Genomic DNA, 12,476 nt, shown 5'->3' on the forward strand with positions numbered 1-12,476 from the left:
AGCGAAAACGGAAAATCTACCATGTCATATGGCGAATTTGACCTCATCGCACGTTACTTTAACCGTCAAACCACTAACCGACGTGATGTGAATATCGGTATTGGTGATGACTGTGCGTTGATGACCATCCCGGAAAAACAGCAACTTGCTGTGAGCACTGATACTCTTGTTTCTGGCATTCATTTCCTACCTACGATTTCTCCCGCTGACCTTGCGTACAAATCATTAGCCTCTAATTTAAGTGACCTTGCTGCAATGGGTGCTGATCCTGCTTGGGTTTCTTTAGCCATTACACTGCCTTGTGTGGATTGTGAGTGGTTGCAGTCCTTTAGTGATAGCTTGTTCGAACAGCTAAATTATTATGGAATGCAATTAATTGGCGGTGATACCACGCGTGGACCAATGAGCTTAACTTATACAGTGCATGGCCTAGTACCTGTTGGCAAAGCGATGCCCCGTTCTGGTGCACGTAATGGCGATTGGATTTATGTGACGGGTACATTGGGGGATAGCGCGGCGGGTCTCGCTATTTTACAAGATAGGTTGCATGTCTCGAACACAGAAGATAAAGCGTGGTTAGTTGCACGCCATTTGCGTCCTCAACCACGTATTTTACAAGGGCAAGCGCTACGTAATTTAGCCTCTTCAGCGATTGATATCTCTGATGGTTTGGTTTCCGATTTAAATCATATTTTGAAAGCCAGTGGCTGCGGTGCGCGGATCAATTTAGATTCACTACCTCAATCTCAAGCGTTAAAGGACAGTTGTAGCGTAGAGCAAGGCCGTTTATGGTCGCTTAGTGGTGGTGAAGATTATGAATTGTGCTTTACGGTGCCTGAAATAAATCGTGGTGCGCTAGAAATGGCATTAGCGCATACAGGCTCTGGTTTTACCTGCATCGGGCAGATCAAACCACAATCCGAAGGGATCAGCTACTTTTGCAATAACCAAGAAGTTGATGTAAACCTTAAAGGTTTCGATCACTTTGTTTCGGAAGGTGTTTATGGCGACTAGCCAAGAAAAAGCTGAAGCCAAAAAGCGGTTAAACATGCGTGATCCGTGGCACTTACTTGCTACAGGGTTTGGCAGTGGGTTATCGCCAATTGTTCCCGGCACAATGGGGTCACTCGCTGCGATCCCATTTTGGTTGTTGATGATCAACCTGCCAGTATGGTTATGTTGGGCTATTATTGTGGTTGGTTTTATTATTGGTTGTTATATTTGCCAGCGTACGTCGGACGACATGAAAATTCATGATCACGGCAGTATCGTGTGGGATGAGTTTATCGGTATGTGGATCACACTGATGGCAATTCCTGTGGTAAATGTAGCGTGGGTTCTCACCGCATTTGTTGTTTTTCGTATTTACGACATGTGGAAGCCTTGGCCGATCCGTATTTTTGACCGTAAAGTCAGCGGCGGTTTTGGCATTATGATCGACGATATTATCGCGGCTATTTTTGCTTATTTCACCGTTTGGTTATGCGTTTGGTATAAGCTCCTGCCATTTTAATCAGCAAAATGAGAAAGGCTATCAATGGATAGCCTTTCTTTTTTGCTTGTTAACATGTTTAAAATGTTATTTTTTTCGACGACTAATTCCCATTACTGATGTTTGTGCTAACGTTAACCCTTTGGTTTCTGGCGCAAACAGTATCGAAACGACCAAACCTAATAACGACACTCCCGCCCCCATCAATACCACATTGCTAATACCATATTCGCTGATAAACACAGGCAGAGCCCACGTAGAAAAGATGGTTCCGATACGGCTAATCGACATGATCACGCCAACGGCTGAAGCTCGGATATCGGTTGGGAACAGTTCATTTGGGTACAGCCATTGCAAGATCCCTGGCCCCCCAGAGAAAAAGGCGTAGATCCCAAACATAATGATCACCAGACAGATCCCAAGGTTGGAGAAGAGCCCGAGGATCGCTAGTGCAAGTGTCATAATGGCAAAGCTGCCAATAAGTAAAGGGCGTCTGCCCATTTTATTGAGCCAATACATCGCAGGTATACAGCCTAACATAAAGAATAGGCTGATCACGACGTTACCGAGCGCGGCATTTTTACCTTGATCCCAACCGAGCTGCCCAACGATTTGTGGGCCGAAGGTATAGATAGCGAACATCGGGATCACTTGGCAAGTCCAAATAATCGCGGTAAATAAGACAAAAGAAAAATGACGTTTAGTGAATAGTTGCAGGAAATGTGTTTTTTTCTGTTCTTCAGCTTCAAAAATCACCGGCTGGCCAAAGAGTTTTTTCATCATTTCTTCGCATTCTTTAATTCGCCCTTTGCGTATTAACCATAATGGAGACTCTGGCAAATCAAAGCGGCCGATCAGAATCACGATACACGGGATCACTGCACTGCCTAACATCCAACGCCAGCCATCTTCGACATCATACAGCGCGTAGCCTACAAGGTTGGCGCAAGTTGCACCCACGTACCACATTGCTGCAATAAAGCCGACGGCAAATGCCCTTTGTTTCGTGTTTGAAAATTCGGTGATCATTGAGGTGGCAATGGGGTAGTCCGCACCAATTACGATACCAATCAAAAAGCGCATAAGAAGTAGTTGCAATGGTGTGGAGACAAACATGGTCGCGACAGAAATGACGCCGATTGCCACAATATCAATGAGGAACATTTTGCGCCGACCGACTTGGTCGCATATGTAGCCAAAGAGCGATGTACCGATAAATAACCCGGCAAGGGTTGCTGCACCCAGTAAGCCTATCCACTCGCTGCTTAAATTGAGTACGGGGGTGAGTTGTTCAAGTGCGACACCGATCAAGACCAATACATAACCATCAAGAAAAGGCCCGCCGCTGCCCCATAGCATGATCCGCCGATGCACGGAGGAGAATTGAATATCATCAAAACTTTTCGGTTTCATTATGTATCCCAGTGTCAGCGTAAAGTACGCAATAAAGCTCTCGAAGCCTTTGAAACTTCGAGAGTAATGCTAATCAGCCGTAACGAAATTCAATGCCGAAAGTGCCGCGTGGGTATTCCCACTTTTCGAGTGCACCCTCTAAACCTAAAATACGGCAGGTACCGCACTCAAGGCAGCCGGCATAGTCAAAACGGACTGAGCCATCTTCTTGTTTTTTATATAAACCTGCGGGGCAGGCCTTTGTTAATGTGTCGAGCACTTGCATATCTGGGTGCTCTTTGATGACGATATGTGGATTTTCTTCGTCGACATTAAATTTATTAATGCCAAGTTTGACGTCCACGTTAACTGGTTGGCTCATATTGCTCTCACTCCTTTAATTCCATCCTTGATTAAATTCATGAAGCCCACTTTTTTCGCATGTTGCAGCATGGTTTTACGCAGTGGAACAGGCGCTTCATCTGAGATGGTAAACAGTTTTTTCGCAATCCCCACCGCCATTTCTGGGTAAGCCGTAAACATGCGTGGGTTATCTAAGAATTCAGGCATTTTTTGGTACATTTTCATGTCCCGAAGTGGGCCTTCATTTAATAATGTGAGATATTCACTTAACCCCTGTTTACTGAAATCTTCTTTTTTCATTGCGTTAAGTACAGTTTTGGCTGCAGCTTCCCCAGAAGCAACTGCTAAATCCATGCCGCGAATGGTAAAGCCAAGATTCATACACATGCCCGCTGCATCACCCGCAATTAACACGCCATCACGGACAAGCTCAGACTGCATTTTTAAACCCGCTTCTGGCACAACGTGAGCTGCGTATTCAATCATTTTGCCGCCTTCAATTAACGTGGCGACCGCGGGGTGCTGTTTAAAATCCTCTAACATTTGTGGAATGGATTTCTTGGCATCTTTGATATGATGCAGGCCACAAACCAGGCCTAAAGAAACCGTATCCTCATTGGTATATAAGAACCCTCCGCCCATTAGTCCATCAGTTGGTGAGCCCGCAAATAACCATGCAACACCTTCATTGTCTTTAATATTGAAGCGGTTACATAAAACATCTTTAGGGAGTTCGATTAACTCTTTCACCCCAACGGCAACATGTTCAGCACTCACACGTTTTGTCATGCCAATTTGCTCAGCGAGCAGTGAGTTTACCCCATCTGCCAAAATGACCACTTTGGCTTCAAGCACATCGCCATCCGCTTCGACACCGACAATCTTGCCATCTCGTTCGACCAGTTTATCAACACGGATACCCGTAATACATTGCGCTCCCGCATTTTCAGCTTGTTCTACCAGCCATGGGTCGAGTTTTCCACGTAAAACAGACCAAGATGTTTCATCTGGGCTTTGTTCTGCACTATTTTGGAAGTCGACTGTGACGGCGCCCGTATCGGTCATAAATGACAGTCGTTCACGGGTGATCATGCGCTCGATAGGCGCTTCTTGGGTAAATCCAGGAATAATGCGTTCTAAACTGTGGGCGTACATTCGCCCGCCAGTGACGTTCTTTCCGCCTGCGTAGTTTCCTCTTTCAATTAGGAGAACTTGCGCACCTTCACGGGCAAGAACCAGTGCAGCGACAGAGCCCGCAAGGCCTGCGCCAACAATGATCGCATCAAAAATATCATCGGACATAGTTTCTCCAAATCTTACAAAGCAGTGGAGCCAACGCTCCACTGCGATAGGCTTATTTCGCCAATTGCTGCGTTAAAGCAGGCAGAATTTTGAATAAATCACCGACAATGCCGTAATCGGCAAATTGGAAGATTGGCGCGTTTTTATCTTTGTTAATGGCAACGATAGTTTGTGCGCCATTTGCCCCGACCATATGCTGAATTTGCCCTGAAATACCAACTGCAAGGTACAGTTCAGGTTTGAGCATTAGGTTGGAAATTCCAACGTAACGCTCGTGTTCCATCCATTTTTCGTTTTCAGCGACAGGGCGGGAGCAGGCGATTTCAGCGCCAATGGCATCTGCAAGGTTTTTCGCAATCGCAATATTCTCTTGGCTGCCAATCCCACGACCGACACTCACCACAAGGCGAGCTTTGTCTAATTCCACGGAGTTGCCTGCTTTTTTCTGAACCGAGGTACGTATAACAGATTGTTTTGGTTCGACCCATTGTGCAGTCTGAGTTGCGCCGCTACGTGATGCATCACTTGTAGCCGCGTCAAAGGTGCCTGTGGTAACGGTTGCAATGGAAAAGACGCTATTCAAGGTTTCTTGACCAAAAGCTAAGCCACCGTAAACCATATGTTTAATGACTGCTTTGTCGGCTTCGACAGAAATCGATGCCGCATCATTCGATACAGCGGCTTGTAATCTTGCACCTAAGCGGGCGGCCAGTAATTTGCCACGACGCGTATTTGGTAATAACAATAAGCCTTTGTCGCCATGTTGTTTGATGGTCGCAACGATGGTATCAGCGTAGTCTTCCAAAATACGGTCATCTGGTTTGCCCGTTAATTGAAATACTTGTGTTGCACCTAATTGAAATGCTTGGGAACTTTGCGCTTCATCTAATGCTAATACATTCACTTGCTCACCAAGGGTGAGTGCTCCGCCAATCAGTTCGGGTAGGCGAGAAGTCATATCACTAAAGACCCAAACGGTTGATAATTTGCTCATGACGCCTCCGATTAAATAATTTTTCTTAAATGTTCAGCAAACTGTGCAATTTGGTCGTCGCCATCACCTTCAATAATGATGCGCTGACGTACTTTTTGCTGCGGTGCCGCAATAGACTGCGCCGATAAAGCGGCGATATCAGTGAGGGCAATATCTGCAATGCCCCAAGCTTGAACGGGTTTTTTCGCAGCGCCTAAAATTGCTTTCATGGATGGAATAGCAGGGACGTTAATGTCGGAGGTCACAGCAATAATGGCTGGCAGCGGGAGCGACAATGTTTCAATTTCATCTTCAAGTTCACGCTCAACCACAATGTTATCAGCCCCAAGAGACACAATCTTCTTCACGCCATTAATGGCAGGAATTTGCAGGCTTTCACCCAGTAGAATGCTGACTTGCTGTGCATTGAGGTCAGCAGAGCCATCACCACAAATGATTAAGTCAAAACCTATTTTTTGTGCAGCTGCACCGAGGGCAATCGCACTTTGATTAGGAAGGGCATGTTCGAATTGGTCATCAATAACCACCACCAATTCATCTGGGCCGCGGGATAACACATCTTTACGGCCTTTCATGTTGGTTAGCGCTTTGCCACCAATACTTAACGCTGTAATTTTGCTATCGGGTTGTTGTGCTTTAATTTGATTAGCCGCTTCGATGGCATTTAAATCATATTGACTAATTTTGGTATCCGCACGAGAAAAGTCTAAAGAGCCATCTGAGCTATTAATAATAATATCTTGTTCATCAGGAACAGATTTATAGCATGTAATAATATTCATTACATCTCCTAAAAATATATTTAATAAATATGATCCGTTTTGGTTTCGGATTATATAATTATCATGAACTGGATATTTAAAAATAAAACTTAGGTCACCAATATTGAAAACTTGAAATTAAAGGCGCTTTAAATATTCATACTGCTACCTTACTCACCAATATTGTAAAAATCATCAACTTAGCGACGAAATGTTCAATATTGCTACCCTAATCACCAATACTGAAGGTATTTAATAACATCGTCGTTACACTATATTTTATCCATTTGTATTTATTGATTATTTACATAATAAAAACGCGAAAAAATAGTAACAAATATTTATCACGAATAATATTGTGACCTTAATAACAGAATTGTTAATGACGAGCCGACATGATTTGAATAGTGATTGGATTAATAGTTAATTAAATTTATGGGAATTAAATAATAAATAAGTGGTGAGGTATTGAGAATAATATCTATTTTAAAACTTATGCATTAAATAATAAATCGGGATCGAACTATGAGCAAAGAAAATAAAAAGGGTGGGATAGAACCTAAAGTGTTTTTTCCTCCATTGATCATTGTTGGACTATTGTGTTGGTTAACCGTCCGTGACCTTGATGCTTCGAATGAAGTGATCAACCAAGTGTTTAGCTACGTGACAAACGTGTGGGGCTGGGCATTTGAATGGTATATGGTCGTGATGTTTGGTGGTTGGTTTTGGTTGATTTTAGGGCCATATGCCAAAAAACGCCTAGGGGAAGAGAAGCCTGAGTTTAGCCGCGCGAGCTGGATTTTCATGATGTTCGCTTCGTGTACATCAGCAGCGGTGCTTTTCTGGGGGTCTATTGAAATTTATTATTATATTTCAACGCCACCTTTTGAATTTGCACCTTATTCAACTCAGGCGAAAAGTATTGGGCTGGCCTATAGCTTATTCCACTGGGGGCCATTACCGTGGGCAACATATAGCTTCTTAACTGTCGCCTTTGGTTACTTCTTCTTTGTGCGTAAAATGGATGTTATCCGCCCAAGTAGCACATTAGTACCGCTGGTGGGTGAAAAGCATGTTAATGGTTGGTTCGGGACAATCGTTGATAACTTCTATTTAGTCGCGTTAATCCTCGCAATGGGTACCAGCTTAGGGTTAGCAACACCACTAGTCACTGAGTGTATTCAGTATTTATTTGGGATCCCGCATACCTTACAGCTCGATGCGATCATCATTTTCTGTTGGATCATTTTGAACGCAATTTGTGTGGCATTTGGTTTGCAAAAAGGGGTGAAAATTGCCAGTGATGTGCGTAGCTACCTGAGCTTCTTAATGCTTGGGTGGGTGTTCATTGTCGGCGGTGCAAGTTTTATCGTTAACTACTTTACCGATTCTATCGGGGTATTAATGATGTATATGCCACGCATGCTGTTCTATACAGATGCGGTCGGTAAAAGCGGTTTCCCACAAGGCTGGACAGTATTCTATTGGGCTTGGTGGGTTATCTATGCTATCCAAATGTGTATTTTCCTCGCACGTATCTCTAAAGGTCGTACTGTTCGTGAACTGTGTATTGGTATGGTTGCGGGTCTGACCGCAGGTACCACGCTGATTTGGACGATTTTAGGCAGTAACACACTGCAACTTGTTGACCAAAACATTATTAACATTCCAAAACTGATTGATGAGTTTGGCGTTCCACGCGCCATCATTGAGACATGGGCTGCCTTACCTTTGAGCACTGTAACAATTTGGGGCTTCTTCATCCTCTGCTTTATCGCCACAGTGACACTAATTAATGCCTGTTCCTACACCCTCGCTATGTCGACTTGTCGCGCAGTGAAAGACGGTGAAGAGCCGCCATTGTTAGTGCGCATCGGCTGGTCTGTCTTAGTGGGTGTCATCGGCATTGTTTTATTGGCACTCGGCGGATTGAAACCAATTCAAACAGCGATAATTGCTGGAGGATGCCCACTTTTTTTCGTCAACATTATGGTAACGCTCTCGTTTATTAAAGATGCCAAAGTGCATTGGAAAGATGACTAATTTACTCAGAAACAACATTTAAGAGGTTATTGATATGGATTTTAGATTGAATGATGAGCAGGAACTGTTTGTCGCAGGGATCCGTGAACTGATGGCCAGTGAAAACTGGGAAAGCTACTTCGCACAATGTGACCGTGACAGCCAATATCCTGAACGTTTTGTGAAAGCGTTAGCGGATATGGAAATCGATAACCTGCTGATCCCAGAAGAACACGGTGGTTTAAACGCAGGCTTTATCACCGTTGCTGCGGTGTGGATGGAGCTGGGTCGTTTAGGTGCGCCAACTTACGTGCTGTACCAACTACCGGGTGGCTTCAATACCGTGCTTCGTGAAGGGACTCAAGAGCAGATTGATAAAATCATGGCGTTCCGCGGTACAGGGAAGCAAATGTGGAACTCGGCAATTACTGAGCCGGGCGCGGGTTCTGACGTGGGTAGCCTGCAAACCACTTATCAGCGCCGTAACGGTAAAGTTTACCTGAACGGAAGCAAATGTTTTATCACCAGTAGCGCTTACACACCATACATTGTGGTAATGAGTCGCGACGCGGATTCACCGGATAAACCTGTCTTTACTGAATGGTTTTTGGATATGAGCAAACCAGGTATCAAGGTTAACAAACTTGAAAAACTGGGCCTGCGCATGGACAGCTGCTGTGAAATTACCTTTGATAACGTCGAGCTGGATGAAAAAGACATGTTCGGTCGCGAAGGTAACGGCTTTAACCGCGTAAAAGAAGAGTTTGACCACGAACGTTTCTTGGTGGCGCTGACTAACTACGGTACAGCAATGTGCGCATTTGAAGATGCGGCGCGTTATGCCAACCAACGTGTTCAATTCGGTGAAGCGATTGGTCGTTACCAATTAATTCAAGAAAAATTTGCACATATGGCGATCAAGCTCAATTCAATGCGCAACATGTTATACGAAACTGCATGGAAGAGTGATAACGGGCTGATCACCTCAGGTGATGCAGCTATGTGTAAATACTTCTGTGCAAATGCCGCATTCGAAGTGGTGGACTCTGCGATGCAAGTACTGGGTGGCGTTGGTATCGCGGGTGAACATCGGATCGCACGTTTCTGGCGCGACCTGCGTGTTGACCGCGTATCAGGTGGTTCAGATGAAATGCAAATACTGACACTAGGCCGCAGTGTACTGAAACAGTACCGCTAATGACGTAACCGTCGTGGATTGGCCCTTTGACCAAAGTTAGAGGGTCAACCGAGTTTCACAGGAGAATCGAACATGGCAGCGCATTTACCTATGCCTGAATTTGGCCCGCTTTCAGGGGTTAAAGTCGTATTTTCAGGAATTGAAATTGCAGGCCCATTCGCGGGACAAATGTTTGCGGAATGGGGCGCAGAAGTTATTTGGATTGAGAACGTGGCATGGGCCGACACTATCCGTGTCCAGCCAAATTACCCGCAACTTTCGCGACGTAATTTACGGGCGCTCTCATTGAATATCTTTAAGGATGAAGGACGAGAAGCATTTCTCAAGTTGATGGAAACGACGGATATATTTATTGAAGCAAGCAAAGGCCCTGCATTTGCTCGCCGCGGGATCACGGATGAAGTGCTGTGGGAGCACAATCCGAAATTGGTTATCGCTCACTTATCGGGCTTTGGCCAGTATGGCGATCCGCAATATACCAACCTTGCTGCATATAACACCATCGCTCAAGCCTTCAGTGGCTACCTTATTCAAAACGGTGATAAAGACCAACCGATGCCCGCTTTCCCATACACGGCAGACTATTTCTCTGGCATGACCGCCACAACCGCTGCATTAGCGGCGTTATATAAAGCGCGCGAAACAGGGAAAGGGGAAAGCATCGACGTGGCAATGTATGAAGTTATGCTGCGCATGGGGCAATACTTCATGATGGATTATTTCAATGGGGGTGAAGTTTGCCCACGTATGACCAAAGGGAAAGACCCGTATTACGCAGGTTGTGGTCTGTATAGCTGTAATGATGGCTATATTGTCATGGAAATTGTCGGTATCACGCAAATTCAAGAAATCTTCAAAGATATCGGCCTAGCGCATTTGCTGGGTACGCCTGAAATTCCAGAAGGTACGCAACTCATTCACCGTGTGGAATGCCCATATGGGCCACTCGTTGAAGAAAAACTAGATGAGTGGTTAGGCGCGCGTTCCATCGAAGAGGTACTTGCAAGGTTAGCCGAGCTAAATATTGCGAGCGCCAAAGTGTTAACCATTCCTGAGTTAGAAACTAACCCACAATATATTGCCCGTGAATCCATCACCAGTTGGCAAACCATGGACGGCGAAACCTGCAGTGGCCCAAATGTGATGCCAAAATTCAAAAACAATCCGGGGCAAATTTGGCGCGGTATGCCATCTCACGGCATGGATACTACTGAGATACTAAAAAACATTGGCTACAACGAAAATGATATTCGGGAGCTAGTCGATAAAGGGCTAGCCAAAATTGTTGAGTAATTAAATGATTATTCAGGTCAATCTTTCCTGTTGGCCTGAATGTTCATTGGGGAAATAGAGGGAAAACAATTAATGGATGTAATCGGTAGACAAAATTTGCGTCAAATGTGGGACGACCTTGCGTTGACTCACCAAGATAATAAGGCGCTTATCTTTGAGTCTTGTGATGGAAATATTCGCGAATTCAGCTATTTAGATATGAATACGCAAATTAATCGCACAGCGAATCTCTTTTTAGCCTATGGCATTCAAAAAGGAGATAAAGTTGCCTTACATCTGGACAATTGCCCTGAATTTTTCTTTTGCTGGTTTGGTTTAGCGAAAATCGGCGCAATTATGGTGCCCATCAATGCACGGTATAAATATAACGAAAGTGCGTGGATTATGCAGAACTGCCAACCTCGTATGGTGGTGACCTGCACGCCATTTTTAGATATTTATCAACGTGTTTTAGCGGATGAAAGCACCTGTCTTGAGCATATTTTTTTAATTGCAGATGCACCCGTCCCACAACAAGACGGTATTTCAGACTTTTTATTAGAACAAGCAAATCAGCTTACGGAACTCACAAAAATTGTCGAGCTCAGTGTGAGTGATACTGCGGAAATATTATTTACCTCAGGAACAACGTCAAAGCCCAAAGGGGTAATTATCACCCATTATAATTTACGTTTTGCGGGGTATTACTCTTCATGGCAGAACGCGTTACGTGCCGATGATGTGTATTTAACCGTGATGCCCGCCTTTCACATAGACTGCCAGTGTACGGCATCGATGGCGGCTTTCTCAGTTGGTGCCACGTTTGTCTTAATCGAAAAATACAGTGCGCGGCGTTTTTGGCAGCAAGTTGTTAGGCACCGCGCCACCGTCACAGAGCTGATCCCAATGATGATCCGAACGTTATTAAGCCAACCGCTGGCGGATAACGAAAAAGATCATTGCCTGCGAGAGGCGATGTTTTATCTCAATTTAAGCGATGAAGAAAAAGAGCAATTTATGGTGCGTTTTGGCGTAAAACGCTTTTTGACCTCTTATGGTATGACCGAAACAATAGTGGGGTTAATTGGAGACAGACCCGGCGATATCCGCCGCTGGCCGTCCATTGGTCGTCCAGGTTTTTGTTACCAAGCGCAAATTCGAGATAAAAATAATCAACCCGTCGAAAGTGGCGTGGTCGGCGAATTGTGTGTTAAAGGCGAACGCGGGAAAACGCTATTCAAAGAGTACTACAACAACCCTGAAGTGACGGCAAAAACCTTTGATGACGCAGGTTGGATGCACACGGGGGACTTTGCATACCAAGATGAAGATGGCTTTTTCTATTTTGTCGATAGAAGCAGCAACATGATCAAACGCGGTGGTGAGAATGTCTCTTGCAGTGAAATCGAAAATATCATTGCCTCACACCCTGCTATCGTCGATGTGGTTGTCATAGGTGTTGCGGATGATATACGCGATGAAGCCATTAAGGCGTTTATAGTGCTGGAGGAAGGGGAAACCTTAACACAGGAAGAATTCTTTGCCTTTTGCGAAAAACAAATGGCGAAATTCAAAGTGCCGACATGTGTCGAGGTGCGCAAAGATTTACCGCGAAATTGTTCTGGGAAAGTACTGAAAAAACATCTGCAATAATCGGATCATTCTATTAATTATGAGTGC

At 44.7% G+C, this 12,476-nt stretch carries 11 protein-coding genes; 6 read left to right on the forward strand and 5 right to left on the reverse strand.

The annotated features are described in order from the left end of the window. Positions 1-21: 21 nt before the first annotated feature. Both thiL and pgpA read left to right on the forward strand, forming a co-directional pair. A complete protein-coding gene (gene thiL / locus J6836_RS20845) occupies positions 22-1,014 on the forward strand; it encodes a thiamine-phosphate kinase (RefSeq protein ID WP_219245728.1) in 993 nt (330 codons plus the stop codon). Beyond that, entirely contained in the window at positions 1,004-1,513 is a 510-nt protein-coding gene (gene pgpA, locus J6836_RS20850) for a phosphatidylglycerophosphatase A (RefSeq protein ID WP_219245729.1), read from the forward strand. The genes thiL and pgpA overlap by 11 nt, the downstream gene beginning before the upstream one ends. Positions 1,514-1,579: 66 nt before the next feature. Here pgpA and J6836_RS20855 read toward each other — a convergent pair whose 3' ends face one another. The 5 genes from J6836_RS20855 to fixA all read right to left on the reverse strand — a co-directional run bounded on the left by J6836_RS20855 (position 1,580) and on the right by fixA (position 6,325). Further along, on the reverse strand, positions 1,580-2,905 hold the full coding sequence (locus J6836_RS20855; protein WP_374447070.1) for an MFS transporter: 1,326 nt from the start codon (positions 2,903-2,905) through the stop codon (positions 1,580-1,582). A gap of 73 nt (positions 2,906-2,978) precedes the next feature. Continuing rightward, positions 2,979-3,266, reverse strand: a complete 288-nt coding sequence (gene fixX, locus J6836_RS20860; protein WP_219245730.1) for a ferredoxin-like protein FixX — start codon at positions 3,264-3,266, stop codon at positions 2,979-2,981. Next, complete coding sequence (gene fixC / locus J6836_RS20865) at positions 3,263-4,549, reverse strand: FAD-dependent oxidoreductase FixC (protein ID WP_219245731.1); 1,287 nt, start codon at positions 4,547-4,549, stop codon at positions 3,263-3,265. The genes fixX and fixC overlap by 4 nt, the downstream gene beginning before the upstream one ends. 52 nt (positions 4,550-4,601) lie before the next feature. Next, positions 4,602-5,543: an FAD-binding protein gene (locus J6836_RS20870; RefSeq protein ID WP_219245732.1), complete on the reverse strand. Its 942-nt coding sequence runs from the start codon at positions 5,541-5,543 to the stop codon at positions 4,602-4,604. Positions 5,544-5,554: 11 nt separating this feature from the next. Further along, entirely contained in the window at positions 5,555-6,325 is a 771-nt protein-coding gene (fixA, locus tag J6836_RS20875) for a putative electron transfer flavoprotein FixA (protein ID WP_219245733.1), read from the reverse strand. 504 nt (positions 6,326-6,829) lie between these two features. Between fixA and caiT the strand changes: the two genes are divergently transcribed. The 4 genes from caiT (at position 6,830) to caiC (ending at position 12,449) form a co-directional block, all read left to right on the forward strand. Continuing rightward, positions 6,830-8,347, forward strand: a complete 1,518-nt coding sequence (caiT, locus tag J6836_RS20880; protein WP_219245734.1) for an L-carnitine/gamma-butyrobetaine antiporter — start codon at positions 6,830-6,832, stop codon at positions 8,345-8,347. A 34-nt stretch (positions 8,348-8,381) separates the two neighbouring features. Beyond that, positions 8,382-9,524, forward strand: coding sequence for a crotonobetainyl-CoA dehydrogenase (gene caiA / locus J6836_RS20885; protein ID WP_219245735.1), 1,143 nt, complete (start codon positions 8,382-8,384; stop codon positions 9,522-9,524). Positions 9,525-9,596: 72 nt separating this feature from the next. After that, a complete protein-coding gene (caiB, locus tag J6836_RS20890; RefSeq protein WP_219245736.1) occupies positions 9,597-10,817 on the forward strand; it encodes an L-carnitine CoA-transferase in 1,221 nt (406 codons plus the stop codon). A 72-nt stretch (positions 10,818-10,889) separates the two neighbouring features. Further along, positions 10,890-12,449, forward strand: a complete 1,560-nt coding sequence (gene caiC / locus J6836_RS20895; protein WP_219245737.1) for a crotonobetaine/carnitine-CoA ligase — start codon at positions 10,890-10,892, stop codon at positions 12,447-12,449. Positions 12,450-12,476: the final 27 nt, after the last annotated feature.

This window comes from Providencia sp. R33, assembly GCF_019343475.1.
In the GTDB taxonomy this organism is placed as follows: Bacteria; Pseudomonadota; Gammaproteobacteria; order Enterobacterales; family Enterobacteriaceae; genus Providencia.